Source organism: Georgenia faecalis (genome assembly GCF_003710105.1).
In the GTDB taxonomy this organism is placed as follows: domain Bacteria; phylum Actinomycetota; class Actinomycetes; order Actinomycetales; family Actinomycetaceae; genus Georgenia_A; species Georgenia_A faecalis.
This window is the reverse complement of record NZ_CP033325.1, coordinates 231,366-257,454: the sequence shown is the minus strand read 5'-3', so window position 1 is coordinate 257,454 and position 26,089 is coordinate 231,366. Positions and strand designations below refer to the sequence as shown.

At 73.3% G+C, this 26,089-nt stretch carries 22 protein-coding genes and 1 tRNA gene; 9 read left to right on the top strand and 14 right to left on the bottom strand.

Features of this window, described 5'->3' with window-relative positions; genetic code table 11:
* Nucleotides 1-9: 9 nt before the first annotated feature.
* Both EBO36_RS01090 and EBO36_RS01085 read right to left on the bottom strand, forming a co-directional pair.
* On the bottom strand, nucleotides 10-699 hold the full coding sequence (locus EBO36_RS01090; RefSeq protein WP_122822983.1) for a response regulator transcription factor: 690 nt from the start codon (nucleotides 697-699) through the stop codon (nucleotides 10-12).
* Nucleotides 696-1,841 (bottom strand): sensor histidine kinase, encoded by a 1,146-nt coding sequence (locus EBO36_RS01085; protein WP_122822982.1) that lies wholly within the window; start codon nucleotides 1,839-1,841, stop codon nucleotides 696-698. Before EBO36_RS01085 ends, EBO36_RS01090 begins: the two co-directional genes overlap by 4 nt.
* 127 nt (nucleotides 1,842-1,968) lie before the next feature.
* Here EBO36_RS01085 and phoU point away from each other — a divergent pair, with 127 nt between their 5' ends.
* Entirely contained in the window at nucleotides 1,969-2,646 is a 678-nt protein-coding gene (gene phoU / locus EBO36_RS01080; RefSeq protein WP_387966524.1) for a phosphate signaling complex protein PhoU, read from the top strand.
* A 120-nt stretch (nucleotides 2,647-2,766) separates the two neighbouring features.
* On the opposite strand, the gene EBO36_RS01075 is transcribed toward phoU, so the two are convergent.
* The 5 genes from EBO36_RS01075 to EBO36_RS01055 form a co-directional block, all read right to left on the bottom strand.
* Nucleotides 2,767-3,504: a phosphoglyceromutase gene (locus EBO36_RS01075; protein ID WP_122822980.1), complete on the bottom strand. Its 738-nt coding sequence runs from the start codon at nucleotides 3,502-3,504 to the stop codon at nucleotides 2,767-2,769.
* Between the two features lie 105 nt (nucleotides 3,505-3,609).
* The gene (locus EBO36_RS01070) at nucleotides 3,610-3,948 is read right to left on the bottom strand and encodes a histone-like nucleoid-structuring protein Lsr2 (RefSeq protein WP_122822979.1); all 339 of its coding nucleotides are present in this window, start codon (nucleotides 3,946-3,948) and stop codon (nucleotides 3,610-3,612) included.
* A 108-nt stretch (nucleotides 3,949-4,056) separates the two neighbouring features.
* On the bottom strand, nucleotides 4,057-4,221 hold the full coding sequence (locus EBO36_RS01065; RefSeq protein ID WP_164471264.1) for a hypothetical protein: 165 nt from the start codon (nucleotides 4,219-4,221) through the stop codon (nucleotides 4,057-4,059).
* Between the two features lie 91 nt (nucleotides 4,222-4,312).
* A complete protein-coding gene (locus EBO36_RS01060; RefSeq protein WP_164471263.1) occupies nucleotides 4,313-4,984 on the bottom strand; it encodes a DUF2238 domain-containing protein in 672 nt (223 codons plus the stop codon).
* Nucleotides 4,981-5,709, bottom strand: coding sequence for a glycosyltransferase family 2 protein (locus tag EBO36_RS01055; RefSeq protein WP_122822975.1), 729 nt, complete (start codon nucleotides 5,707-5,709; stop codon nucleotides 4,981-4,983). The genes EBO36_RS01060 and EBO36_RS01055 overlap by 4 nt, the downstream gene beginning before the upstream one ends.
* 112 nt (nucleotides 5,710-5,821) lie before the next feature.
* On the opposite strand from EBO36_RS01055, the gene EBO36_RS01050 reads away from it, so the two are divergent.
* From EBO36_RS01050 to EBO36_RS01015, 8 genes are all read left to right on the top strand, one after another.
* Nucleotides 5,822-6,889, top strand: coding sequence for a polyprenyl synthetase family protein (locus EBO36_RS01050; protein WP_164471262.1), 1,068 nt, complete (start codon nucleotides 5,822-5,824; stop codon nucleotides 6,887-6,889).
* The gene (locus tag EBO36_RS01045; protein WP_122822973.1) at nucleotides 6,886-7,746 is read left to right on the top strand and encodes a phytoene/squalene synthase family protein; all 861 of its coding nucleotides are present in this window, start codon (nucleotides 6,886-6,888) and stop codon (nucleotides 7,744-7,746) included. The genes EBO36_RS01050 and EBO36_RS01045 overlap by 4 nt, the downstream gene beginning before the upstream one ends.
* Nucleotides 7,743-9,320, top strand: coding sequence for a phytoene desaturase family protein (gene crtI / locus EBO36_RS01040; RefSeq protein ID WP_122822972.1), 1,578 nt, complete (start codon nucleotides 7,743-7,745; stop codon nucleotides 9,318-9,320). The genes EBO36_RS01045 and crtI overlap by 4 nt, the downstream gene beginning before the upstream one ends.
* Nucleotides 9,317-9,637: a lycopene cyclase domain-containing protein gene (locus EBO36_RS01035; RefSeq protein ID WP_122822971.1), complete on the top strand. Its 321-nt coding sequence runs from the start codon at nucleotides 9,317-9,319 to the stop codon at nucleotides 9,635-9,637. Before crtI ends, EBO36_RS01035 begins: the two co-directional genes overlap by 4 nt.
* Nucleotides 9,634-9,972, top strand: a complete 339-nt coding sequence (locus EBO36_RS01030) for a lycopene cyclase domain-containing protein (protein WP_122822970.1) — start codon at nucleotides 9,634-9,636, stop codon at nucleotides 9,970-9,972. Before EBO36_RS01035 ends, EBO36_RS01030 begins: the two co-directional genes overlap by 4 nt.
* The gene (locus tag EBO36_RS01025) at nucleotides 9,969-10,874 is read left to right on the top strand and encodes a prenyltransferase (protein ID WP_122822969.1); all 906 of its coding nucleotides are present in this window, start codon (nucleotides 9,969-9,971) and stop codon (nucleotides 10,872-10,874) included. Before EBO36_RS01030 ends, EBO36_RS01025 begins: the two co-directional genes overlap by 4 nt.
* A 59-nt stretch (nucleotides 10,875-10,933) precedes the next feature.
* Nucleotides 10,934-11,536 (top strand): TMEM175 family protein, encoded by a 603-nt coding sequence (locus EBO36_RS01020; protein WP_122822968.1) that lies wholly within the window; start codon nucleotides 10,934-10,936, stop codon nucleotides 11,534-11,536.
* Between the two features lie 337 nt (nucleotides 11,537-11,873).
* Nucleotides 11,874-16,904, top strand: coding sequence for a ThuA domain-containing protein (locus tag EBO36_RS01015; RefSeq protein ID WP_122825360.1), 5,031 nt, complete (start codon nucleotides 11,874-11,876; stop codon nucleotides 16,902-16,904).
* A gap of 157 nt (nucleotides 16,905-17,061) precedes the next feature.
* On the opposite strand, the gene EBO36_RS01010 is transcribed toward EBO36_RS01015, so the two are convergent.
* The 7 genes from EBO36_RS01010 to EBO36_RS00980 all read right to left on the bottom strand — a co-directional run bounded on the left by EBO36_RS01010 (nucleotide 17,062) and on the right by EBO36_RS00980 (nucleotide 26,089).
* Nucleotides 17,062-17,137: transfer RNA gene (locus EBO36_RS01010), tRNA-Thr, on the bottom strand.
* A 66-nt stretch (nucleotides 17,138-17,203) separates the two neighbouring features.
* The gene (locus EBO36_RS01005) at nucleotides 17,204-18,763 is read right to left on the bottom strand and encodes an alpha/beta hydrolase (RefSeq protein WP_244925325.1); all 1,560 of its coding nucleotides are present in this window, start codon (nucleotides 18,761-18,763) and stop codon (nucleotides 17,204-17,206) included.
* A gap of 182 nt (nucleotides 18,764-18,945) precedes the next feature.
* The gene (locus EBO36_RS01000) at nucleotides 18,946-20,139 is read right to left on the bottom strand and encodes a DNA polymerase III subunit delta' (RefSeq protein WP_122822967.1); all 1,194 of its coding nucleotides are present in this window, start codon (nucleotides 20,137-20,139) and stop codon (nucleotides 18,946-18,948) included.
* The gene (gene tmk, locus EBO36_RS00995; RefSeq protein WP_244925324.1) at nucleotides 20,136-20,786 is read right to left on the bottom strand and encodes a dTMP kinase; all 651 of its coding nucleotides are present in this window, start codon (nucleotides 20,784-20,786) and stop codon (nucleotides 20,136-20,138) included. The genes EBO36_RS01000 and tmk overlap by 4 nt, the downstream gene beginning before the upstream one ends.
* A 55-nt stretch (nucleotides 20,787-20,841) precedes the next feature.
* Nucleotides 20,842-21,867 (bottom strand): Gfo/Idh/MocA family protein, encoded by a 1,026-nt coding sequence (locus tag EBO36_RS00990; protein WP_122822966.1) that lies wholly within the window; start codon nucleotides 21,865-21,867, stop codon nucleotides 20,842-20,844.
* 188 nt (nucleotides 21,868-22,055) lie between these two features.
* A complete protein-coding gene (gene topA / locus EBO36_RS00985; RefSeq protein WP_241237025.1) occupies nucleotides 22,056-24,833 on the bottom strand; it encodes a type I DNA topoisomerase in 2,778 nt (925 codons plus the stop codon).
* Between the two features lie 167 nt (nucleotides 24,834-25,000).
* On the bottom strand, nucleotides 25,001-26,089 hold the full coding sequence (locus EBO36_RS00980; protein ID WP_122822964.1) for an aromatic acid exporter family protein: 1,089 nt from the start codon (nucleotides 26,087-26,089) through the stop codon (nucleotides 25,001-25,003).

The window sequence follows — 26,089 nt, the reverse complement described above, 5'->3', positions numbered from 1 at the left end:
GGCGGGGGGTCAGCGCGGGGGGACGAGCCGGTAGCCCAGGCCCCGGACGGTGAGCAGCACCCGGGGCTGCGAGGGGTCCTCCTCGATCTTCGCGCGCAGGCGCTTGACGTGGACGTCGAGGGTCTTGGTGTCCCCCACGTAGTCGGCGCCCCACACCCGGTCGATGAGCTGGCCGCGGGTGAGGACGTGGTCGACGTTGCGCAGGAGGACCTCGAGGAGCTCGAACTCCCGCAGGGGCATGGCGACCGGGACGCCGTCGAGGAGCACCTCGTGCCGGTCGACGTCCATCCGGATCCGCCCGACGGCGAGGATCCCGGTCTCCTTCGCGGGGTCGTCGGGGCGGGCACGCCGCAGCACGGCCCGCACCCGGGCGAGCAGCTCGCGGTAGGAGTAGGGCTTGGTCACGTAGTCGTCGGCGCCGACCTCGAGCCCCACCACCTTGTCCACCTCGTCGTCCTTGGCGGTGACCATGATGATCGGCACGTTGCCGCGGCTGCGCAGCTCGCGGCAGACGTCGGTCCCCGACATCCCGGGGAGCATGAGGTCGAGGAGGACCAGGTCGGCGCCGGTCCGGTCGTACGCCTCCAGCGCGGCGGGGCCGTTGTCGACGCCCACCACCTGATACCCGTCGCGCTCGAGCTGGTAGGTGAGCGGCTCGCGGTAGGAGTCCTCGTCCTCGACCACCAGGATCCTCGTCATACCGGTCCCTCCTCGTCGGTCGGCGCCGTCGTCTCGGTCGCGCGCGGCAGGACGAGGGTGAAGGTCGATCCCTTGCCCTCGACGGACCACACGGTGATGTCCCCGCCGTGGTCGGCAGCGATGTGCTTGACGATGCTCAGCCCCAGGCCGGACCCCCCGGTGCGCCGGGCCCGGGCCGGGTCGCCGCGGTAGAACCGCTCGAAGATCCGGTTCCGCTGGTCGGCCGGGATGCCCTCCCCCTGGTCGACGACGGCGATCCGCACCTCCTCGCCGCGCGCGGCCACACCGACGGAGACCCGGCCGGCCGGCCGGGAGTGCCGCAGGGCGTTGTCGAGGAGGTTGCGCACCGCTGTGGCGAGGAGGTCCCGGTCGCCGTGCACCTGCAGGCCGCGCTCGCCGCCGACGACGAGGGTCACCTGGCGCGACTCCGCCTCGACCCGCACCCGGTCGGCCGCCTCGGCGACGACGTCGTCGACGTCGACGAGCTCCGAGTCCACGAGGGCGTCGGGCTCCTGCAGGCGGGACAGGTCGATGATCTCCTGGACCAGCCGGGTGAGGCGGCGCGCCTCGTGCTGCATCCGCTCCGCGAAGCGCCGGACGGTCACCGGGTCGTCCGCCGCGTCGTGCACGGTCTCCGCGAGGAGCGCCAGGGCCCCTACGGGCGTCTTGAGCTCGTGCGAGACGTTGGCGACGAAGTCGCGCCGCACCTGGTCGAGGCGGCGGGCCGCGGTGTGGTCCTCGGCGACGAGGAGCACGCGTCCGTCGCCCAGCGGGGCGACCCGGACCTGGACGATCATCACGCCGGACCCCGCCAGCCGGCTGCGGGGCAGGGTGAGCTCGCGGTCCCGGATCTCCCCGTCGGCGCGGACCGCGTCGACGAGGTCGGCGAGCGCGGCGTGACCCAGGCGGCCGGAGCGCACGAGGCCCACGCTGTACGCGGACGGGCTGGCGCGGAGCACGTCGTCGCCGGCGTCGAGGACGACGGCGCTCGCGCGCAGGGCCGCCAGCACGGCGGCGGCGTCGGGGCTGAGGACGGGCTCCGCCGGGGGCGCCGGAGTGCGTCGCGACCTCCGGAGTGCGAGGGCGCCGAGGGCCAGCCCCACGACGAATGCCACGAGCACGAGCGGCCAGGATGCCTCCACGACACCGAGCGTAGGGCCCCGCGGCGCCCGCCCCGGCGCCGTGGGCGCCCGGTGGCCGGCCGTTCACCCGCGCGGCACCCTTCGTTCACCGGGGGGTGAAACGTTACGGTGGACGCCAGGAACACAAGTGAGGGAGCCGACGGTGCGTGAGATCTTCAAGCAGGAGCTCGAACAGGTCGGCGACGGCCTGCGGGAGATGAGCACGCTCGTCGTCGACGCCATCGAGAGCGCGTCGACCGCCCTCCGGACCGCGGACCTCCAGCTGGCCGAGCGGGTCATCGAGGCGGACGAGGCGATCGACGAGATCGAGCGGCGCCTCGACGAGCAGTGCGTCTCCCTGCTGGCGCGCCAGCAGCCCGTGGCCACCGACCTCCGCGTCGTCGTCACCGCGCTGCGGCTGTCCGCGACCCTGGAGCGGATGGGGGACCTGGCCCGGCACATCGCCTACGTCGCGCGCGGACGCTACCCGGAGCTCGCCCCGAGCGTGCCCATGCGGGACATCTTCGACCAGATGGGGGTGGCGGCCGTCAAGGTGGCCCGCCAGGTCACCGAGCTGCTCGAGTCCCGCGACCTGGCCCAGGCGGCCGGCGTCGAGCGGGACGACGACACCCTCGACGACCTCCACCGCGAGACGTTCCGCATCATGCTCGACGCCGACGTGGAGATGACCAAGCAGGAGCTCATCGACGGGGTCCTGCTCGGCCGCTACTTCGAGCGCTTCGGCGACCACGGGGTCTCGGTCGCCCGCCGGATCTCGTTCCTCGTCACCGGGGACCTGAGCAACTCCGTCGCCTTCGACGCCTGACCGGCCGCCCGCGCCGGGCGCGCCGCCCGCGCCGGGCGGGACCGGGCCGGGCGCGTCCGGGCCGGGCACACGACGGCCCCCGCCGCGCCGTGCGCAGCGGGGGCCGTCATCGCGTGGGTACTACTTGCCCTGGTTGGCGACGGCCTTGATCGCGGCCTCCGCGGCCTCGGGGTCGAGGTACCGGCCACCGGGGGTGGTGGGACGCAGCTCGTCGTCGAGCTCGTAGAGCAGCGGGATGCCCGTGGGGACGTTGAGGCCCGCGATGGTCTCGTCGTCGATGTTGTCGAGGTGCTTGATGATCGCCCGCAGCGAGTTGCCGTGGGCCGCGACCAGGACGCCCTTGCCGGCCCGCAGGTCGGGGACGATGTCGGACTCCCAGTAGGGCAGCGCGCGGTCGAGGACGTCCTTGAGGCACTCGCTGTCCGGGATCGGCTCACCGGCGTAGCGCGGGTCGGTGTCCTGGGAGTACTCCGAGCCGGGCTCGATGGCCGGCGGCGGGACGTCGTAGGAGCGGCGCCAGAGCATGAACTGCTCGTCGCCGTACTCCTCGCGGATCTCCTTCTTGTTCTTGCCCTGGAGGGCGCCGTAGTGGCGCTCGTTGAGCCGCCAGCTGCGCTTGACCGGCAGCCAGTGGAGGTCGGCGACGTCGAGGGCGAGGTTCGCCGTCGTGATAGCGCGACGCAGCAGCGAGGTGTGGACGATGTCGGGGCGGACGCCCGCGTCGACGAGCATCTGCCCGCCCCGCTTGGCCTCCTCGACGCCCTTCTCCGAGAGGGGGACGTCCACCCAGCCGGTGAACAGGTTCCTGGCGTTCCAGTCGCTCTCGCCGTGGCGGAGCAGCACGAGGGTGTAAGTCATGGGTCCATCCTGCCGCATTGCTCCCCGATGGCCACGGGACCAGGGCCCCATACGACGACGCACCGCCGGGGAACCCTCGGCGGTGCGTCCATCACAAGCGGCTGCTCAGTGGGCCTTGTCGTAGGCCTCGCGGATCTCGGCGGAGATCCGGCCCCGCTCGGAGACGGTGTACCCGTTCTCCCGCGCCCACTCACGGACCTTCCCGGCGTCGCTGTCCGAGGCCGAGCCGCGGCCACCGGTGCTGCGCCGACGCGCGGCGGGCTTGCGTCCGCCGGACCGGCGGGCGTGGCCGATCCACTCGGCGAAGGACTCGCGCAGAGCGGTCGCGTGCTCACGCGTGACGTCGATCTCATAAGAGACCCCGTCGAGGCTGAACGTCACGGTCTCGTCCGCCTTCGAGCCGTCAATGTCGTCGACAAGCATGACCTGAACCTTCTGCGCCATGGTTCCTCTTTCGTGTGATGTGTGCCACCTGCGGCGGCCGGCGAACCTCGCTGACCGCGGGTCCGGTTAAGCGATTGTCATCGAGCATAATTGCCGGACCCGCGATTGTCACGAATGACCTGCGGTATCCCCTCCGGCAGCCCGGTCGGCCTGCTCCTCCAACCGGCGCACCGCGGCGCGTTCGCGCCGGTCAGCCTGCACGATGGCGCGGATGACGAAGAAGAAGAGAATGCCGACACCGATGGAGGGCACGAGTTCGACGAAGGGGTCCACGCGCCCATGGTACGCCGCGACCACGTGCGACGTAGATCTCGATCTTCGCCCTGTGGGTTTGTGCTCCGCGCCACGCTCCGTTTGCGGTTCGTCAGTGGCCGTGCATCTTCTTATCCGGGCGCTCCCGGCGCAGCCCCGCCGGGCGGCTCGCGCCGTCCACCCCGGCACTATTCCGGCGATTCTCAACAGAACCGTCAACACGTGCCGAATATGTTGTGGAAGCGTTCCCGGAATGGTGCACCCGCGCGCCCGCGCCGATGGCCGCACCCGCGACGGCGGCGCCGACCACGCCGGCGAGGACGTCGCCGAGCGTGTCCGCGGGGCCGATGTAGATCTCGGGGTCGAGGAAGGTGTGGCCGGTCCACTCGCCGATCTCCCACAGGACCCCCAGCACCAGGCCGAGGGCCGCCGCCCGCCTCGACGCCGCGGCCGGACCGCGGACGCCGGCAGCCCCCGCCCGGTCGAGGAGGGAGGCGGCGACGGCCGCGAGCGCCCCGGTGCACACGGCGTGGACGACGAGGTCCCACCAGCGCACGGCGTCGTAGAGATCGAGGACGGCGCTCCAGGCCGCGACGAGGACGGCGACGCCGTTGACCACGTCGAGCGCCGGCGGCACGCGCAGCACGCGCGGGACGAGAAGGCCGAGGAGCACCAGGGCGAACAGGGCCACGGCGATGCCGTCGTAGGACACCACCGCGACGGCGAGGCTCACCACCCCACCCAGGCGGAGCACGTCCGCACCGACCGTCAGCACCTGCGTCACGACCCGATCCCCCACCGTCGGGCCCAGCGCACCCACGGCGGGCACGCCGGCCAGTTCACCGCCAGTGTGCGCCCAGCCCTCCGGAAACGGCGCGGCAGACCCGCGGGGTCGAGCGAACGCCCCGAGACCCCCACCCGGAGCGTGCGGTCGTAGCGCAGCCGCCGGCGGGGCCCGAGGACGAAGGCGAGGTCGATGTCGTCGTGGAGCTCGGGGTCCTCCCGGTGCACGGCGCTCGCCACCGCCCGCCACGCCGACGACCGCACGGCCATGTTCGACCCCCACAGCGGCGGGTGCCCGAGCGCGAGGTGGGTGGCCACGTAGAAGGAGCCCAGGTAGAGCACCGACAGCGGGCGGGCGCACCAGCGAGGGAGGTCGTAGAAGGTCCCGGAGCCCGTGACGGCGTCGAGCGTGGGGTCGTCCGCGAACGCGGCCGCGATGCGCTCCAGCCAGTCCGGCGGGGGGCGGCTGTCGGCGTCGCACCGCGCGATGAGCTCACCGCGCGCCGCGTCGTAGCCCGTGGCGGCGGCCGCCGGGATCCCGACGCGCGGCTCCGCCACGACGCGGGCGCCGTACCTGCGGGCCACGTCCGCGCTCGCGTCGGAGGAGGCGTTGTCGACGACGACGATCTCGTACGGGGCCAGGCGCTGGCCGCGCAGCGCACGCAGGCACGCCTCCAGGGGAGCGGCGTCGTCCCGCACCGGGATCACCACGGAGATCGTCGGCACGCCCCTCCTCGTCCTGCACGTGCGGGTGCGGCCTCGTGCGCGCACCCTCAGACTCAGCAGGGTGAGTATCACTGACGGTAGGCCCGGACGCACGGGGCACGGCCTGGGCACGGTGACGCCCGACGACGACGTCTCCGCCCTGCTCCGCGCCGTCCTCGACCGGGCGCAGACCAACGCGGGCCAGGCGGAGATCTACGCGACCCTGTGGGCCCAGATCGGCCGCAGTGTCCAGGGCGGCAAGCGGTTCCGCGCCCGCATCGTCCTCGCCACGCACGACCACCTCGGCGGCCGGCGCAGCGAGGCGGCGGTCACCGTGGCCGCCGCGATGGAGATGCTCCACACCGCCTTCCTCATCCACGACGACCTCATCGACGCGGACACCGTGCGCCGGGGCGAGCCGAACCTCGCGGCGACGATGCTCGCCCTCGCGCAGGACGCCGGCGTCGAGGACGGCCGGGCCCGGCGCTGGGCCCTGGCCTGCGCCGTCCTCGCCGGGGACCTCGCCCTGGCCCAGGCCCACGAGCTCGTCGCGCAGGTGGACGTGCCGCGCCCCGTCGCCGACCGTCTGCGCTCCCTCCTGTCCGAGACGGTCTTCGTCTCGGCGGCGGGCGAGCTCGCCGACAGCTGCTTCGGGCTGGGGCTGCACCAGCCGACGATGGCGGAGTCGCTCGCCGTGGCCGACGCCAAGACGGCGATGTACTCCTTCCAGGCCCCGCTGCGCGCCGGGGCGGTCCTCGCGGACGCACCCGACGCGCTGGTCGCCGAGCTCGACACCGTCGGGCGCCACCTCGGGCGCGCCTTCCAGCTCGTCGACGACCTCGAGGGGGTCTTCACCCCCGAGGCCGTCAGCGGCAAGAGCGACCTCTCGGACCTGCGCGAGGGGAAGCGGACGCCGCTCCTGCTCCACGCCCAGGGCCTGCCCGTGTGGGCGGAGATCGCCGGGGACGTCGGCCGGCCGGACCTCGCCCCGGCCGACGCCGCGCGGGTGCGTCGCGCCCTGGCGCGGTCGGAGGCGCCCGGGCGCACCGACGCCCAGGTGCGCCACGAGGTCGCGCAGGTCCACGCGCGCGTCGCCGGCCCGGTGGTGCCCGAGGCGATCGCCCCGTTCCTCACCGACCTCGCCGGTGACGTCCTCGCCGCCCTCGAGGCGTGCACCACCCACGTCGAGGCGGCCCGATGACGCGGCGGCTCGACCTCTACGACACGCTCGCCCAGCGGTGCGCCGACGCCGCGGTGCGCACCTACTCGACGAGCTTCGCCCTCGCGACCCGCACCCTTCCGGCGGACCAGCGCGTCCACGTGCGCAACGTCTACGGCCTGGTCCGGCTCGCCGACGAGATCGTCGACGGCGCCGCCGCCGAGGCCGGCGGGGACCAGCGCGCGGCCCTCGACGCGCTCGAGGCGGACTGCGAGCGCGCCATGGCCCAGGGGTACAGCACCAACGTCCTCGTCCACGCCTTCGCCCGCACCGCCCGCCACGCGGGCTTCGGGGCGGAGCTCACCGCGCCGTTCTTCGCCTCGATGCGCATGGACATCACCCGGACCACCCACGACGAGGCGAGCTTCACCGCCTACGTCGACGGCTCGGCCGAGGTGGTCGGGCTCATGTGCCTGCGCGTGTTCCTCGTGACCGAGCCCGACGGCGCCGCGCGCTACCTCGCGCTCGAGCCGTCCGCGCGGGCCCTCGGCGCCGCGTTCCAGAAGATCAACTTCCTGCGCGACCTCGCCGACGACGACGGCCGGCTCGGGCGGCGCTACTTCCCCGGGATCGACCCCGCCGTGTTCACGGAGACCGACAAACGCCGTATCCTCGCCGACATCGACGCCGATCTCACCCTCGCCGCCTCCGGCATCGCCGCCCTGCCTCCCGCGAGCGCCCGGGCGGTCCGGGTCGCCCACGCCCTCTTCGCCGAGCTCGCCCGCCGGCTGCGCCGCACCCCCGCCCCGGACCTCCTGGCGGCCCGCGTCCGCGTTCCCGGGCCGGTCAAGGCGCGCCTGGCCGCGGCCGCCCTCGCCGGGCGGACCCGCACCACGTGAGCACCGCCGTCATCGTCGGTGGCGGGGTCGCCGGCCTCGCCAGCGCGGCCCTCCTCGCCCACGAGGGCTACGACGTCACCCTGCTCGAGGCGCGCGCCGAGCTCGGCGGACGCGCCGGCGCCTGGCACGCCGACGGGTTCTCCTTCGACACGGGGCCCTCGTGGTACCTCATGCCCGAGGTCTTCGACCACTTCTACCGGCTCCTCGGCACCAGCGCGCAGGCCCAGCTCGAGCTCGTCCGGCTCGACCCCGGATACCGGGTGTTCTTCGAGCGCCACGACCCGTTGGACGTGCGCTCGGACCGCACGGACGCCGTCGCCCTGTTCGAGGGCGTCGAGCCGGGCGCCGGGGCCCGGCTGGGCGCCTACCTCGACTCCGCCGCCTCGACCTACACCATGGCCAAGCGGCACTTCCTCTACACGAGCTACGCGTCCCTGCTGCCGCTGGCGACGCCCGCGGTCCTGCGCCGCGCGCCCGCCCTCGCCCGGCTGCTCACCGAGTCGCTCGAGCACGCCGTCGCCCGCCGGTTCGGCGACGTCCGGCTGCGCCAGATCCTCGGGTACCCCGCGGTCTTCCTCGGCTCCTCGCCGCGGCTCACGCCGAGCATGTACCACCTCATGAGCCACCTCGACCTCACCGACGGTGTGCTCTACCCGCGCGGTGGCTTCGCGCGGCTCGTCGAGTCCCTCGCCGACCTCGCCCGGGCGGGCGGGGCAGACGTGCGCACCCGCACCACCGTCACCGCGATCACCACGGCCCCGCAGCGCGGACGCGGCGGTCGGCGCGCGCGGGCCACGGGCGTCAGCGGTCACGACGCCGAGGGGCGCCCCTTCCACGTGGAGGCCGACGTCGTCGTCGCCACCGCCGACCTCTTCCACACCGAGACGGCGCTCCTGCCCCCGGGTCTGCGCTCCCGCCCACCGCGCTGGTGGCGCCGGCGCACCCCGGGCCCCAGCGCCGTCCTCGTCATGCTCGGGGTGCGGGGCGCGCTGCCCGAGCTCGCCCACCACTCGCTGTTCTTCGCGCAGGACTGGGACGCCACGTTCGACCGGGTCTTCCCGGGCCGGGACGCCCGGCCCGCCGCCTTCCCCGACCCCACGTCGCTGTACGTGTGCCGGCCCAGCGCCACCGACGACGTGGCGCCACCGGGTCACGAGAACCTCTTCGTCCTCGTCCCCGTCCCCGCGGACCCCGCGCTGGGCTCCGGCGGCGTCGACGGCGCCGGGTCACCGTGGGTGGAGGCGGTGGCGGACGCGGCCGTGGCCCAGGTGGCGGCGTGGGCGGGGGTCCCCGACCTCGCCGAGCGGGTCGTCGTGCGCCGCACCGTGGGCCCCGCCGACTTCGCCACCGACCTGCGCACGTGGCGCGGCAACGCCCTCGGCCTGGCCCACACCCTCGACCAGAGCGCGATGTTCCGCGCCGGGAACGTCTCCCGGCGCGTGACGGGCCTGTACTACGCCGGCAGCTCCGTCATCCCGGGCATCGGGCTGCCCATGTGCCTCATCAGCGCCGAGGTGCTCCTCAAGCGCCTGCGCGGCGACACCTCGACCGGACCGTTGCCGGAGCCCGCATGAGCGCCGCCTACCTCCTCGTCCTCCTCGTCTGCCTCGGGGCGATGACCCTCCTCGACCACCGCTTCCGGCTGTTCTTCTTCGCCGATGCCCGGCGGGCCGCGCTCGTCCTCGCGGCCGGCACCGCCGGGTTCCTTCTGTGGGACGTCGCCGGGATCGCCTCCGGCCTGTTCTTCCGGGGGCAGACTCCCTACATGACCGGCCTCCTGCTCGCCCCGGAGCTGCCCGTGGAGGAGCTCGTCTTCCTCGCCTTCCTCAGCTACCTCACGATGAACCTCTACACGGGTGCGTCCCTCCTCCTGCAGCGGCGGGCGCGGTGACCTACACCCTCGTCAACGCCCCGTTCCTCGCCCTGTGCGTGGCGGCGGTCGCCGTGTGCGCCCGGCGGCGCCCGGGCCGGCTGCGCCCCGGGGCGGTGGTCGTGACCGTCGCCGTGCTCGTCGTCCTCACCGCGGTCTTCGACAACGTGATGATCGCGGCCGGCCTCTTCGACTACGCGAGCGAGGGACGGTCCGGCCTGGCGGTCGGCCGGGCGCCCGTGGAGGACTTCGCCTACCCCGTCGCCGGGGCGCTCGCCCTGCCGGCCCTGTGGCACCTGCTGGGGCGCCGCGCGACGGCCACCGCGCCGTCCGAGACCGCGGGGGTCACCCGATGAGCGGGGCACGGGAGATCGAGGAGACGGGCGGGCCTGGCGGGCGGGGCGGCTCCGTCGTCGGCCGGCTCGTCGCCGCCTCCCGGCCGTTGAGCTGGGTCAACACCGCCTACCCCTTCGGCGCCGCCTACCTCCTCACCACGCGGCACGTCGACGTGACGTTCGTCGTCGGCGTCCTCTTCTTCCTCATCCCCTACAACCTGCTCATGTACGGGATCAACGACGTCTTCGACTACGAGTCGGACCGGCTCAACCCGCGCAAGGGCGGCGTCGAGGGAGCGCTGCTCGACCGGCGCTGGCACCGCCAGGTGCTGCTCGCCTCGATCGCCCTGCCCGTCCCGTTCGTCGTCTACCTCCTCGTCGTGGGCTCGCCGCTCAGCTGGCTCGTCCTCGCCGGCTCCCTGTTCGCCGTCGTCGCCTACTCGGCCCCCCGCCTGCGGTTCAAGGAACGGCCGGGCCTGGACTCCCTCACCTCGAGCACCCACTTCGTCTCCCCGGCCCTCTACGGCCTCGTCCTCGCCGGGGCCGACCTCACGCCGCAGGTGTGGGTGGTCCTCGCTGCGTTCTTCCACTGGGGGGCCGCCAGCCAGGCCTTCGGGGCCGTCCAGGACATCGTCGCGGACCGGCAGGCGGGGATCCGCTCCATCGCCACCGCCCTGGGGGCGCGCTACACCGTCCGCCTCGCGATGCTCGGCTACGTCCACGCGGGGATCCTCATGCTCCTCACGCCGTGGCGGATCGCCGCGGTGCTCGTGCTGCCGTACCTCCTCATCCTGTGGCCCTACCGGTCGGTCACCGACGCCGATGCCGAGTCGACCAACCGCGGGTGGCGCCGCTTCCTCGGGGCGAACTACCTCGTCGGCTTCCTCGTGACGATGCTGCTCATCTGGGTCTGGCGGACGTAGCACCCCTCGGGCCCGCACCACCCCGCGCCGCATCGCGCTGGCGTTCCTACAGTGGAGCAATGGCGGGAAGCCACACGGACCGAGGCCTCGACCGCCTGGTGAACTTCACCGACGCGGCCGTCGCGATCGCGATCACGCTCCTCGTGCTGCCGCTCGTCGACCTCGTCACCGACGGCGAGGCGCGCTCCGTCGCCGCCACACTCGTCGACGGACGGGGGACGTTCCTCGCGTTCGCCGTCAGCTTCGTCGTCATCGCCCACTTCTGGGTGGGGCACCACCGCCTGTTCGAGCACCTGCGGGACTACTCGAACGCCATCCTCTGGACCAATTTCCTGTGGCTCGCCAGCATCGTCCTCATCCCCTTCACCACGCAGCTCCTCGGGGACCTCAGCACCGACACGCGAGCCGGCAACGCCCTCTACATCGGCGTGCTCGTCGTGACGAGCGCAAGCCTGGCGCTCATCGAGTGGCTCGCCGTGCGCAGCCCCGAGCTTCAGCGCCCCGAGGTGCGCGGCCGGCTCGACGCGTGGGGTGCGGTGGTCTCGATCGGCCTGCTGCTCGTCGCGCTGGTCCTCAACCTGCTCGCGCCGCGCATCGGCATGCTCTGGGTCGCCCTGCTCTTCCTCACGGCGCCCCTCGCTCGGCTGCTCCGTCGGCGGTAGCGCCCCCCCCCCGTCGCACGACCTGGGCACGCCGAGCGGGCGCCACCGCGGGTCCGAATGCTGGACGCGGTCCGTTCACGCCGTGCAGCCGCATGCCCGAAGTATCGGATCTGCCGGAATTGGTTGACCGGTGAAACAAACCGCCCTAGGCTCGCGACGCGAGCGAGTTCCTGTCGACGACGACACATTGATCGAGCCACTCGCGCGCACGCCGTGGAGACCTCCATCTCCGCCCCCACCGATTCGAGGGAGAATCATGGTCAAACGCCCGGAACCCGCCCGCCGATGGCTGGCCCGAGGCGCGGGAGTGCTGCTGGCCAGCACACTCCTCGCCCCGATGGCAGTCAGCACGGCGCATGCCAACACCGTGGAACCACCACCCGTCCCCGCCCCGGCCGACGAGTTCGACGCCCTCGTCTTCAGCAAGACGGCGGGCTTCCGGCACGGCTCGATCCCCGCGGGCATCGCGGCGCTCGAGCAGCTGGGCGAGGACAACGGATTCACCGTCACGGCCACCGAGGACGCCGGGGCCTTCACCGCCGACAACCTCGCGCAGTACGACGTGGTGATCTGGCTCTCCACCACCGGTGACGTGCTCAACGCGGCGCAGCAGACCGCGTTCGAGGACTACATCCAGGCGGGCGGCGGCTACGCGGGCATCCACGCGGCGAGCGACACGGAGTACGGCTGGGAGTGGTACGGCGACCTCGTCGGCGCGTACTTCGCCGGCCACCCCCCGGGCACACCCGCCGCGACCGTCGTCGTCGAGGACCACGCCCACCCCTCCACCGCGCACCTGCCCGCACGCTGGGACCGCACCGACGAGTGGTACTCGTTCCAGGACAACCCCCGCGGTGACGTCCACGTGCTCGCCTCGCTCGACGAGACCACTTACGCCCCCGGCGGCAACGCCATGGGCACCGACCACCCCATCGCCTGGTGCCAGGACTACGACGGCGGTCGCTCCTGGTACACCGGCGGCGGCCACACCGACGCCTCGTTCGCCGAGCCGGCCTTCCTCGAGCACATCCTCCAGGGCGTACAGACCGCGGCCGGGGTCGTCGACGCCGACTGCACGGCCTCCCTCGACGCCAGCTTCGACAAGGTCGCCCTGGACGTCAACACCCAGAACCCGATGGACCTGGCCCCGACGCCCGACGGCCGGACCATCTACCTCGAGCGCGATGGTCGTGTGCAGGTCGTCGCCGCCAACGGCGGCACGACCACCGCGGGCACGCTCGCGGTCACCCAGGTGCAGGAGTTCGGCCTGCTGGGCCTCGAGCTCGACCCGGACTTCGCCGACAACGGCTGGATCTACCTCTACTACTCCCCGCAGGGCTCACCCACGGACTACGTCTCGCGGTTCACCCTCGAGGGCAACACCCTCGACCTCGACAGCGAGGAGGTCCTCCTCGAGGTCGCCGTGCAGCGTGACGAGTGCTGCCACGCCGGTGGCGCCCTCCAGTTCGACGGCGAGGGCAACCTCTACATCGCTACGGGGGACAACACCAACCCCTTCGCCTCGGACGGCTACAGCCCGATCGACGAGCGGGCCGGCCGCGCCGCCTGGGACGCCCAGCGGTCCTCGGGCAACACCAACGACCTGCGCGGCAAGATCCTGCGCATCACCCCGAACGACGACGGCAGCGTCTCGATCCCCGAGGGCAACCTGTTCGAGGCCGGGACCGCGCTGACGCGGCCCGAGATCTACGCGATGGGCTTCCGTAACCCGTTCAAGATCGGGATCGACCCCCGGACCGACACCCTGCTGGTCGCGGACTACGGCCCGGACGCGGGCTCGGCCAACCCCGGCCGCGGACCGGCGGCCACCGTGGAGTGGAACGCCCTCACCGAGCCCGGCAACTACGGCTGGCCGTACTGCGTGGGGCCCAACACGCCGTATGTCTCCTTCGACTTCGGGACGAGGACGAGCGGCGCCGCGTACGACTGCGCCAACGGGCCGACGAACGACTCCCCCAACAACACCGGCCTCACCCAGCTCCCGCCCGCCATCCCGGCGACGATCTGGTACCAGAACAACGGTGTGCTGAACAACGCCCCCGAGATCGGCACCGGCGGCGCACCGATGGCCGGCGGGGTGTACGTCTACGACGAGGACCTCGCGTCTGAGCGCAAGTGGCCGGCCTACTGGGACGGCAAGGCCGCCTTCGCCGAGTGGAACACCGGCGAGCTGTTCTCCTTCCAGATGTCCGACGACTCCAGCGAGGTCGTCGACATCAACCAGATCCTCAGCACCATGTCCTTCGCCCGGCCGCACGCCCTCGAGTGGGGCGCCGACGGGGCGCTGTACATGATCGAGTGGGGCTCCGGCTTCGGCGGCAACAACGCCGACTCCGGCGTCTACCGGATCGACTACATCTCCGGCTCCCGGGCACCCATCGCCAGCGCCGCGGCCGACGTCACGTCCGGCCCGGTGCCGCTGGAGGTGAGCTTCAGCTCGGAGGGGTCTCGCGACCCCGACGGCGGCGAGGTCGCCATCAGCTGGGACTTCGGCGACGGCACGACCTCCTCGGAGGCCGACCCGACCCACACCTACACGGCGGCGGGCAACTACACGGCCACGCTGACCGTCACCAACGCTGACGGGGTGGCGACGTCTGCCACGATCGCGATCACGGCGGGCAACACCGCTCCGACGATCACCGTCAACGGCCCGCCCAACGGCGGCTTCTTCAGCTTCGGCGACGTCATCGCGTACAGCGTGACGGTGACCGACCCCGAGGACGGGGAGATCGACTGCGAGAACGTCATCGTGCAGCCGGCTCTCGGGCACGACGAGCACGCCCACCCGTACGCCCAGTACCGCGGGTGCGAGGGCACCATTCCCGTCAATGGCGACACCGGTCACATCGGTGCCAACATCTTCGGGGTCATCACGGTGACCTACACCGACGAGGGCGCGCCCGGCGCGGCCCCGCTCACCACCCAGGAGATCGTCCTCCTCCAGCCCAAGCACAAGGAGGCGGAGTACTTCGTCGAGACCGGCCGTCTGGCGGGCTCGACGAGCACCGGTGACGCCGGCGTGCAGCTCGAGGAGACCACGGACGTCGGCGGCGGCCAGAACGTCGGCTTCGCCGAGGTCGACGACTGGTTCTCCTTCGACCCGACCAACCTCACGGGGATCGACGCGATCCGCCTGCGGGGCGCTTCGGAGCCCGGCGGCGTCGTCGACATCCGGACGGGGTCTCCTGACGGAGAGTCGATCGGCAGCATCACCATCCCGGCGGGCGGCTGGCAGGCGTGGGGCAACCACGACCTCGAGCTGCCCGACGACGTCACGACGGAGAGCGGCCCGCTCTACTTCGTCATCACGAGCGGCCAGGCCAACATCAACTGGGTCGAGTTCATGGGCCGGGGCGTGACGGACAACGCCAGCCCGGTCCTCACGGTCGAGACCTCCGAGACCACGGGCCCGGCGCCGCTGACGGTGGACTTCACCGCCGCGGCGACCGACTCCGACGGCGACACCCCGCTCACGTACGCGTGGGACTTCGGGGACGGCGCCACGGCCGACACGGCCGAGGCCTCGCACACCTACACGACGGCGGGCGCCTACACGGCCACCGTCACGGTGACCGACGCCCGCGGCGCGACCGCCACCTCGGCCGTCGCCATCACGGTCCGTTCGGCGGCCAGCCAGTGCTTCGCGGGCCGGTCGGACGACTTCACCGGCGACGCGCTGGACACCGACCGGTGGACGACCGTCGTGCGTGGAAACCAGGACCTGCGGGTCGAGGACGGTCACCTCATCATCCCGACCGCCGCGAGCGACATCTACGGTGCGGACAACGCGGGGGCGCCCAACATCGTCCTGCAGGACCTGCCGTCCGGTCCGTTCACGGCCACCGCGAAGGTGACCATGCCCGGATCCGAGGCCTACCAGCAGGCCGGCCTCATCATCTACGGCGACGACGACAACTACGCCAAGATGGTCTTCTCGGGCCGCGACGCCGCAGGGCCAAACCCGGCCTCGCGCGTGTTCCAGCTGATCCGCGAGGAGAACGCCGCCCCGAACGAGGTCGGGGACTCCCTCACCGCCGCGGTGGGTGCGGACTACCCGAGCACGGTCTGGGTGCGCTTCACCAGCGACGGGGAGAACCTCGTCTCGTCGTACAGCGCCGACGGCATCGAGTTCACCGACATGCCCGAGACGAAGTCGCTCGACGGCATCGAGAACCCGAAGATCGGCCTGCTCTCGCTGCAGGGTGGCGGCCGTACGCAGTCGCCGGTTGACGCGGAGTTCGACTACTTCACTTTCACGCCGGACGACACGGTGCCCGCGTCGACCCCGAGCGACGAGTTCGTCGGCACGAGCCTCGACGACTGCCGCTGGGACGTCGTCCGTCCCGATCCCGAGCACCTTCGGGTCGTCGACGGCTACCTCGAGCTCGATGCCACCACCGGTGACATCTACGGGACCGACAACGGTACGCCGAGCAACTTCGTGCTCCAGCAGCTCGACGGCGACTGGACGGTGGAGACCGTCGTCGACGCCTCCACGCTGAACCAGCAGTACGAGCAGGGCGGGCTCATCGTCTACGTCGACGACGACAACTACGTGAAGTTCGACGTGGTCGCCAGGAACGCCGCCGGCAGCGCCGTCTCCCTCGGGCTGGAGGTGCTGAGCGAGGTCGACGGCGTCATCCAGAACCCGCAGCCTGCCGCGAACAACCTCGAGCAGGCCGTGTGGCACCTGCGCCTGGAGAAGGAGGGAGACTCGTTCACCGGGTCCTACTCCGCCGACGGCACCGAGTGGACCTCGTTCGAGCCCGTGACCAACGCGCCCGCCGCAGCCAGCGGCCGGGTCGGGCTCTTCGCCCTCGGCACGGCGTCGACCGAGAACCAGACCGTCACCTTCGACTACTTCCGCGTCGACGGGGAGCCCGGTGAGCCCGGTGAGCCCGGTGAGCCTGGTGAGCCCGGCGAGCCCGGCGAGCCCGGCGAGCCCGGTCAGCCCGGCGAGCCCGGTCAGCCCGGCGAGCCCGGTCAGCCCGGTCAGCCCGGTCAGCCCGGTCAGCCCGGTCAGCCCGGCGAGCCCGGTGACCCGGGTGCGCCTGGGGAGCCCGGCGCGCCTGGTGAGCCCGGTCAGCCGGGTGCGCCCGGTCAGCCCGGCGAGCCCGGCGAGCCCGGTCAGCCGGGTGCGCCCGGTCAGCCGGGTGCGCCTGGTGGCGGCGGCAACGACCGTGACGACACCCCGCCCCCCGCCGGTGGCTCGGGTCGTCCCGGTGGTGGCGCACTGCCCAACACCGGCGCCGACCTCGGTCTCCTGGCGGTCGCCGGGATGCTCCTCCTCGGAGGGGCCGGCGCGGCTGCCGTGCGCACCCGTCGCCTGACGGCCCGCGGCTAGTCCACCTGACGAAAGCCCCTGGTCGGCCTCGGCTGACCAGGGGCTTTCGGGTGCCGGGCGACGATGACGACCTGCCCTCCCGCGCTATGGCGCGGCCGGCCGCCGACCCGACCCCGGATACGCCGAAGGCCCCCGATCAAGGGGGCCTTCGTCCGTGTGGAGCCGCCTAAGAGAATCGAACTCTTGACCTTCTCATTACGAGTGAGACGCTCTACCGACTGAGCTAAGGCGGCGCGGCCACGGCGCACCGGGACAGCGCGGACCACTCTACCGGGACGGCGGCCGGGGCACCAAAACGGCTAGCAGGTCAGCCCGTCCTCGGGCAGCGTGCCCTCGATGAGGTACGTGTCCACGGCCTCGGTGACGCAGGAGTTCGACCGCCCGTACGCCGTGTGCCCCTCGCCCTCGTAGGTGACGAGGACGGCGTCGGCGAGCTGCTCCGCGAGGGACACGGACCACTCGTAAGGGGTGGCCGGGTCGCCGGTCGTGCCGATGACGAGGATGGGAGCGGCGCCCTCGGCGTGGACCTCGGTGCGCTCCGCCGTCGACGGGTACGGCCACACGTCGCAGGTGATGTCGCCGTAGGCGAGCATCTCGCCGAACGTCGGCGAGGCCTCGGCGAGCTCGGCCGCCTGGGCCTGCATCTGCGCGAGGTCGGCCTCGGCGGGGTAGTCGAGGCAGTTGATGGCGTTGAAGGCCTCGGTGGAGTTGGTGAGGTAGCTGCCGTCCTCCTCCCGCTCGGCGCTGACGTCGGCGAGGAAGAGGAGCTGCGAGCCGTCGCCGTCGTACATCGCCGCATCGAGGGCGGAGGTGAGGAGGGGCCAGTACTCGTTGTCGTAGAGGGTCATGATGATCCCCGACGCCGCCAGGCTCCCGGTGAGCTCCCGGTCGCTGCCGGTGGGCAGCGGCGTCGCCTCCGCCGTGGCGAGCAGGTCCTGGATCTGCCCGACGGCGTCGTCGACGTCGCCCTTGAGCGGGCAGTCGTCGCCCGCCAGGCAGTCCTCGGCGTAGGCCCGGATGGCGTTCTCGAAGCCGACCGCCTGCCCCATGACGAGCGCGGCGGAGTCCAGCGCCGGGTCGACCGCGCCGTCGAGGACCATCCGGCCCACGTTGGCCGGGAAGGTCTCGGCGTAGATCGCGCCGAGGAACGTCCCGTAGGAGTACCCGAAGTAGTACAGCTGCGGGTCGCCGACGACGTCGCGAAGGATGTCGAGGTCGCGCGCGGCGCTCTCGGTGTCGACGTGGGCGAGCAGGGGGCCGGTGCCGGCCGCGCACTTCTCCCCGAGCTCGGTGGCCGACGCGGTGAACTCGGCGAGGCCCTCGGGGGTCTCGACGTCGTACTCCGTGCTGCGCATCTCGTCGAGCTCGGCGTCGCTCACGCACTCCACGGCGTCGGACTCGTTGACCCCGCGGGGGTCGAAGCCGACCAGGTCGAACCGCTCGCGGACGTCGGCGCTGAAGAGGAAGTCGGCCGCCTCGACGAGCTGGACGCCGGAACCGCCGGGGCCGCCGGGGTTGATGAGGAGGGAGCCGATGCGCGCATCGCCGTCCTCGGCGGGCAGGCGCTTGAGGGCGAGCTCGATGCGCTCCCCGTCGGGGACCGCGTAGTCGAGCGGCACCTCCACGCGGGCGCACTCGAAGTCGTCGCCGCACGCCTCCCACGCGACGTCCTGGTCGTAGTACGCCTCGAGCCCGGCGGGCGCCGCCGGCATCTCCACGGGCTCCGTGCTCGCGCTCGGCGCGGTGGTCACGGAGTCGGCGGCGCGGTCGTCGTCGGTCTCGGAAGCGGTGCATCCGGCGAGGGCGAGAGCCCCCACGAGGAGCGCAGACAGGGCGGCAAGGCGCGGGGCTCGGAACACCCCGTCACAGTACAAGCGCGCCGGTCGGGCGGCGCGACGCCGTCCACCTCTCCCCCGACCTCGATCCCCCACGCCCCTCCCCCCGTCGTGATCATGCAGAAACGCCGGGAACTTCTGCATGATCACCAAAGAGGGATCGACGCGATCACCACAGGGGATGCGCGCGGGACGGCGGCGGGGGGTCAGCCCTGGGGACGTAGGGCGACGAGCATCGCCTCGACGGCGAGGAGCGGGGCGACGTTGCCGGCCAGGCGGGTGCGCGCCGTGTCGATGGCGTCCATCCGCCGCACGGTCTGCTCGGGCGTGGAGTCCTCGGCCAGCGCCCGGACCTGCGCGGCGAGGTCGGTGTTGACCAGCTCGACGTCGGCGCCCAGCTGGACCACGAGGACGTCCCGGTAGAGCGAGAGCAGGTCGACCATCGCCCGGTCGAGGACGTCGCGCTGGGCGCGCGTGGCACGGCGCTTCTGGTCCTCCTCGAGCTGGCGCACCTGGCCGCGCAGGCTGGGCGGCAGGGTGCGCTGGCCCTCGGCGCCCAGCGTGCGCAGCAGCTCGGCGCGCTCGACGGCGTCCCGCTCCTCCGTCGTCGAACGTCCCTCGGCCTGGGCCCGCTCGACGAGGTCGCTCGCGGCGAGCACGGCGTCCCCGACGCCGCGGATCTGCGCCGGGATGCTGAGCACGTCCCGCCGCCTCGCTCGTACCGCCTCGTTGGTGGCCAGCCGCCGGGCGACGCCGACGTGGCTCTGCGCCGCCCGCGCGGCGATGAGCGCCGTCGTCGGGTCGACGCCGTCGCGGCGGACGAGCAGGTCGGCGACCGCCTGGGCGGCCGGCACCCGCAGGCCGACCCGGCGGCAGCGCGACCGGATCGTCGTGACGACGTCCTGCGGGCTGGGGGCGCACAGGACCCACACGGTGCGCGGCGGCGGTTCCTCGATGGCCTTGAGCAGGACGTTGGAGGTGCGCTCGACCATGCGGTCGGCGTCCTCGACGAGCATCACCCGCCACCGCCCCTGGGACGGCGCCTGCTGCGCCGCCTGCACGAGCGGGCGCACCTCGTCGATGCTGATGATGACCCGCTCCGTGCGGACCACCTGGACGTCCGCGTGGGTGCCGGCCAGCGCCGTCGTGCACCCCTGGCAGTGCCCGCACCCGGGCTCGCCGGGGTCGGTGCACTGGAGGGCCGCGGCGAACGCGCGGGCGGCCACCGAGCGCCCCGAGCCGGGCGGACCGGTGAGGAGCCAGGCGTGCGTCATCGCGCCGGAGGCACCCGCACCACCCTCGTCCCCGCCCGCTCCGGTGAGCGCGCGGGCGTCGCGGACCGCGGCGGTGAGGGTGGCGACGACGTCGGGCTGCCCGACCACGTCGTCCCACACGCTCATGCCGGCCCCCCGGGCAGGAGCACGCTGACGCGCTCGCGGATCGCCGCGTGGAGCTCCTCGGGCGCTCGGGCCGCGTCGAGCACGAGGTAACGGTCGGGCTCGGCGGCCGCGAGGGCGCGGAACCGCTCGCGCACGCGCACGTGGAACGCGTCCGCCTCCCGCTCCATCCGGTCCGGGGCGCCCTCGCGCCGGCGCGCGCCGACCGCGGGGTCGAGGTCGAGCAGGATGGTGAGGTCCGGCAGCAGGTCACCCGTGGCCCACCGCGAGAGGCCGCGGACCTCGGCCTCGTCCAGCCCGCGGGCACCGCCCTGGTAGGCGAGGGAGGAGTCGATGTAGCGGTCGGTGACGACGACGGCGCCCCGCTCGAGGGCCGGCCGCACGAGGGAGTGGACGTGGTGGGCCCGGTCGGTGGCGAAGAGGAGGGCCTCGGTGCGGGGGTCGAGGTCCTCCCCGTGCAGGAGCGCCTCGCGCAGGACCCGGCCCAGCGCCGTCCCGCCCGGCTCGCGGGTGAGGACCGCCTCGCACCCGAGCGCGGTCAGCCAGGCCCCGAGCAGCGCCGCCTGCGTCGTCTTGCCCGCACCGTCACCGCCCTCGAGGGCGAGGAACAGGCCGGGCACGGCGGGGCGGGGGAGGGCCGGCGGGATCACCCGGTCAGCCTAACGAGCAGGACCGACGTGCCGGCACGCCGGTGGACGGCCGGCGCTACTCCCCCGGGAAGACGACGCCGAGCTGGCGGCGCACCTCGTCCATCACCCGCATGACGTCGAGGGTCGCCTGCCACGGCATGACCGCCGACTCCTGCAGGCCGGCGCTCACGCAGCGCGCGACCTCGGCCACCTCGAACTCGAAGCCGCCGTCGACGGGGTGCCGGTACTCCTCGCGGCGCCCGTCGCGGTGGACGACGGTGAACTCGCCCGGCGCGTAGAACGGCCCGCTCACCTCGATGCGCGCCTCGTTGCCGGCCACGCTCGCCGTCGTCGCGGTCGAGGCCCACAGGGTCGCCGAGCACACCGCGAGGGTGCGCTCGCCGTAGCGCAGGACGACGCTCTCCTGGCCGTCCACCCCCGTCTCGGTCAGGCTGCCGACGGCGACCACCTCGTCGGGCGCGCCGAGCAGGAAGTGCGCGAGCGAGAGGGGGTAGACGCACAGGTCGAGGAGCGCGCCACCGGCGAGGTCGGGGTTGAGCAGGCGGCCGCCGGGGTCGCCGTCGAGGCGCTGGCCGTGGTCCGCCACGAGGGAGACGACCTCCCCCAGCCGCCCGCCCTGGACGAGGTCGCGCACCGCGGTGATGTGCGGGAGGAAGCGCGTCCACATCGCCTCCATGACGAAGACCCCACGCTCGCGGGCCGCGGCGAAGACCTCCTCGGCCTCCGCGGCGGAGCGGGTGAACGCCTTCTCGACGAGGACGTGCTTGCCGGCCTCGATGGCGAGGAGGGCGTGGGCGCGGTGCTCGCTGTGCGGGGAGGCGACGTACACGACGTCGACGCCCGGGTCGGCGACGAGCTCGGCATAGCTGCCGTACGAACGCCCGATCTCGTGCTCGGCGGCGAAGGCGGCGGCGCGGTCCGCCGTGCGCGAGCCGACGGCGACGATCTCCTGCCGGGTGCGCGGGCGCACCTGGCGGACGAAGTGGCCGGCGATGCCGCCGGTGCCGATGATGCCCCAGCGCAGGGGCGGGGCGGTGGCCGGGTCGGGCACGGAGGCAGGCGGGAGCGCCGTCGTCGTCATGGGGCCCAGGCTAGTGGCGCCGCTGCGCCGGGCGACGTGTCAGGGCGTGGGCAGCCCGTCGGCGGGGTCGTAGCCGTAGCGGTCCTGGAGACCGGCGTCGGTGGTGGACGCCGGCGCACCGGCCGCGGCCTGGGCGGCGACGCCGGGCGGCGCCGACAGGTCCGCGCCGCCCGGCTGCTGCCGATCCGCTACTGCTCCTTGGCGGCCGCGCGCTTGGCGGGGGCCTTCGCCTTCGCCTTGGCGGGTGCCTTCTTCGTCGTCGTCTTGCGCACCGTGGCCTTCTTCTTCACCGGTCCCTTGGCGCGCTTCTCCTCGAGGAGCTCGTACCCGCGCTCGGGCGTGATCTCCTCGACGTCGTCGTCCTTGCGCAGCGTCGCGTTGGTCTCACCGTCGGTGACGTAGGGGCCGAAGCGCCCGTCCTTGACGACGACCGGCTTGCCGCTCACCGGGTCGGTGCCCAGCTCGCGCAGGGGCGGCTTGGCGGTGGCGCCGCGGCGCTGCTTGGGCTGGGAGTAGATCTCCAGCGCCTCGGGCAGGGTGATGTCGAAGATCTGGTCCTCGCCGGCGAGCGTGCGCGAGTCCGTGCCCTTCTTGAGGTACGGCCCGTAGCGCCCGTTCTGCGCGGTGATCTCCTCCCCCGACTCCGGGTCGGTCCCGACGACCCGCGGCAGGGTGAGCAGCCGCAGGGCGTCCTCGAGGTTCACGGTCTCCAGCTGCATGGTGCTGAACAGGGAGGCGGTGCGGGGCTTGACCTTGGCGGCCTTGGCCTTGCGGGCCGGCGGCTTCTTCCCGCCGTCCCCGTCACCCGCGGCGGCCGGGGCGGCGTCGCCGTCGTCGTCGGGGATGACCTCGGTGACGTACGGGCCGTAGCGCCCCACGCGCGCGACGATGGTGCGCCCGGTCTCCGGGTCGACGCCGAGCTCACGCCCGTCGTCGGCGCTGGCGGTGAGGAGCTCACGGGCGCGCTCGGGGGTCAGCTCGTCCGGGGCGACGTCGTCGGGCACGCTGGCCCGCCGGGACTCGCCGTCCTCGCCCGGGACCTCGAGGTAGGGGCCGTAGCGGCCCACCCGCAGGGTGATCCCGTCGCCGAGGTCGATGCTGTTGACCGCACGGGCGTCGATGTCCCCGAGCCCCTCGACGAGGGTCTTCAGGCCGTCCTGGTCGTCACCGCGGTAGAAGCGGGTCAGCCAGGACACCCGGTCCTCCCCGCCCGTGGCGATCTTGTCGAGGTCGGACTCCATCTCGGCGGTGAAGTCGTAGTCGACGAGGCGCGGCAGGTTGTCCTCGAGGAGACGGACCACGGAGAACGCCAGCCACGTGGGCACGAGCGCCTGCCCGCGGCGCTCGACGTAGCCGCGGTCGGTGATGACGGAGATGGTCGCGGCATACGTCGACGGCCGGCCGATCCCGCGCTCCTCCATCGCCTTGACCAGGCTGGCCTCGGTGTAGCGCGGCGGCGGGGTGGTCTCGTGGCCCTCGGCCGCGACCTCGTCGGTCGCAACGGCGTCGCCCTCGGCCAGGCGCGGCAGGCGGGTCTCCCGGCCGTCGCCGCCGGACTCGGCATACCGGTCGGCGTCGCGCCCCTCCTCGTAGGCGGCGAGGAAGCCGCGGAAGGTGATGACGGTGCCGGAGGCGGTGAGCTCGGCGCGGGTGGTCCCGCGGGCGAGGTCGACGTCGGCCGCGAGGCGGACCGTGGCGGTGGACCCGCGGGCGTCACCCATCTGCGAGGCGACCGTGCGCTTCCAGATGAGCTCGTAGAGCCGGAACTGCGCTCCCGTGAGCTCGCCGGCCACCTGGGCGGGCGTGCGGAAGGAGTCCCCCGCGGGACGGATCGCCTCGTGCGCCTCCTGGGCGCCCTTGGAGCGGTCGGCGTACAGGCGCGGCTTCTCCGGGACGTACTCGTCGCCGTAGAGCTCGGCGGCCTGCCGGCGAGCGGCGGAGATCGCCTGCGTGGACAGCGCCGGCGAGTCCGTCCGCATGTAGGTGATGTAGCCGTTCTCGTACAGGCCCTGAGCGGTGCGCATCGCCTCGCGGGCGCTCATCCGCAGCTTCCGGCTGGCCTCCTGCTGGAGCGTGGAGGTGGTGAACGGCGCGGCCGGACGGCGGGTGTACGGCTTGGTCTCCATCGACGCGACGCGGACGTCGGCGGTCTCGAGCGCCGCGGCCACCTCGCGCGCGGCCTGCTCGTCGAGGTGGACCGCGCCCCCCTTCACGGCGGCCGCCCGCAGCTCGCCGTCGTCGCCGAAGTCCCGGCCGGTGGCGACCTTCGCTCCGTCGAGGCTGGCGAGGCGCGCACCGAAGGCCCGACGGTCGTCGGTGTCGCCGCCGGTGAAGGTGCCGCGCACGTCCCAGTACGACGCCGCCCGGAAGGCCATCCGCTCGCGCTCACGCTCGACGACCATCCGGGTCGCCACGGACTGCACGCGGCCCGCGGAGATGCCCGGCTTGATCTTGCGCCACAGGAGCGGGGAGACCTCGTATCCGACGAGGCGGTCGAGGATGCGCCGGGTCTCCTGCGCGTCGACGAGGCGGGTGTCGAGCTCGCGGGTGTTCTCCAGCGCGCGGCTGATCGCCTCCTTGGTGATCTCGTGGAAGACCATCCGCTTGACGGGCACCTTGGGCTTGAGGACGTCGAGGAGGTGCCAGGCGATGGCCTCGCCCTCGCGGTCCTCGTCGGTGGCGAGGTAGAGCTCGTCGGAGTCCTTGAGAAGGCGCTTGAGCTCGGCGACCTTCTTCTTCTTGTCGGAGTCGACGACGTAGTAGGGGTCGAAGTCGCCCTCGACGTCGACGGCGAACTTCCCGTAGGGGCCCTTCTTCATCTCCGCCGGCAGCTCCGAGGGCTGCGCCAGGTCGCGGATGTGACCGACGCTGGCCTCGACGGAGAAGTCCGGTCCCAGGTAGCCGCTGATCGTCCGCGCCTTGGCGGGCGACTCGACGATCACAAGCTTGCGGGTGGTGCTGGGCACAGGGGGCCTTCCTTCGGGAGGTGCCGGGGATCGGCAGGGTACGTCGGGGCGACCGTACATCGTGGGACCGACTGCGCGTCGAGGGGATACCCCCCGTCGCATCGCCCCGACCACGGTACGGCAGGGTCCACCGGGCACCGCGCGGGCGGGCGTCACCGCCCCGGTGGCTACGCCTGCGGGCGGATGGACTCGAGGCAGCGGCGGATGGTCGTGGCGATGCTGCTGGCACCGAGGTAGGCGTCCTCGGGCGCCTTGGACCAATGCCACTGGATCTGCGAGACGAGCTTTTCGAGCGACGCATCGGCCGCGGCGTAGGCCTCCTGCTCGGCGGAGGCGTCCTCGACGGAGGCGAGGGCGGTGGACAGCGCCCGCAGCGTCGCGGACGCCGCCGGCCGCAGCTCGGGGCCCAGGGCGACCCGCTCGTTCTCCGCCCGCTCCTGCCAGGTGAGGAGCCGGACCAGGTCCTCGACGAGGAACGCGACCTCGTCGAGCGTGCGGGCCTGCCGAATGGTCAGGGTGAGGTCGTCCTGGTACCGGTTCACCCGCCGGTTCCCGCGAGCGGCCTCCCGCGTCTCCGCGACGGCGGTGCGCATGGTGGCGAGGAGCGGGTCGAGCGAGCGGCGCCGCGCCGCCCACTCCTCGGCGTCGGGCGGGGTGTCCTGGTCCAGGCCCTCCGCGAGGCTGGTGAGCTGCTCGGCCAGGGTCGCGCGGACGCGTCGCAGGGCCTCCTGCGCCGGCGCCAGCGGCAGCGAGGGCAGCACCCACGTCACGGCCATGCCGATGGCCGCCCCGACGGCGGTCAGACCCGCGTAGGCCCCGACGAACGCGCTCGGGTCGTGCTGGCCGAAGATGAGGGTGAAGAGGGCGCCGGTGACCACCCACCCGCCCATCTCCCCCAGCACCCGCCAGCCGGCGACGAGGACGCCGACCGCGACGACCGCGGCCACGCCGAGGGAGTCGAGGCGCACGACGACGTCGACCGCGAGCGCGATGGCCGCGCCGAGGGCGATGCTCGCGACCGCCTGGACGCTCTCGCGCACCGAGCCGGCGAGCGTGAAGGAGGTGGCGACGACCGCGCCCATCGGGGCGTAGTACGCGTAGTTCCCCAGCTCGCCGGGGACCAGCCGGCCGACGTACCAGGCGAGGGCCGCCGCGATGGCGGCACGCACCGCCATGGCGACGCGGGGGTGCCGCACCCACGCCCGGAGGAGCCGGCCCGGACGCCGGAGGCGCGTGGGCACGCGGAGGGCATCCAT

What these genes read in the sequence shown, in the direction of transcription:
- EBO36_RS01090 (WP_122822983.1), bottom strand. Translation starts at nt 699, where the DNA reads ATGACGAGGATCCTGGTGGTCGAGGACGAGGACTCCTACCGCGAGCCG.
- EBO36_RS01075 (WP_122822980.1), bottom strand. Translation starts at nt 3,504, where the DNA reads ATGACTTACACCCTCGTGCTGCTCCGCCACGGCGAGAGCGACTGGAAC.
- EBO36_RS01070 (WP_122822979.1), bottom strand. Translation starts at nt 3,948, where the DNA reads ATGGCGCAGAAGGTTCAGGTCATGCTTGTCGACGACATTGACGGCTCG.
- EBO36_RS01045 (WP_122822973.1), top strand. Translation starts at nt 6,886, where the DNA reads ATGACGCGGCGGCTCGACCTCTACGACACGCTCGCCCAGCGGTGCGCC.
- EBO36_RS01035 (WP_122822971.1), top strand. Translation starts at nt 9,317, where the DNA reads ATGAGCGCCGCCTACCTCCTCGTCCTCCTCGTCTGCCTCGGGGCGATG.
- EBO36_RS01025 (WP_122822969.1), top strand. Translation starts at nt 9,969, where the DNA reads ATGAGCGGGGCACGGGAGATCGAGGAGACGGGCGGGCCTGGCGGGCGG.
- EBO36_RS01020 (WP_122822968.1), top strand. Translation starts at nt 10,934, where the DNA reads ATGGCGGGAAGCCACACGGACCGAGGCCTCGACCGCCTGGTGAACTTC.
- EBO36_RS01015 (WP_122825360.1), top strand. Translation starts at nt 11,874, where the DNA reads ATGGCAGTCAGCACGGCGCATGCCAACACCGTGGAACCACCACCCGTC.
- EBO36_RS01000 (WP_122822967.1), bottom strand. Translation starts at nt 20,139, where the DNA reads ATGAGCGTGTGGGACGACGTGGTCGGGCAGCCCGACGTCGTCGCCACC.
- EBO36_RS00990 (WP_122822966.1), bottom strand. Translation starts at nt 21,867, where the DNA reads ATGACGACGACGGCGCTCCCGCCTGCCTCCGTGCCCGACCCGGCCACC.
- EBO36_RS00980 (WP_122822964.1), bottom strand. Translation starts at nt 26,089, where the DNA reads ATGGATGCCCTCCGCGTGCCCACGCGCCTCCGGCGTCCGGGCCGGCTC.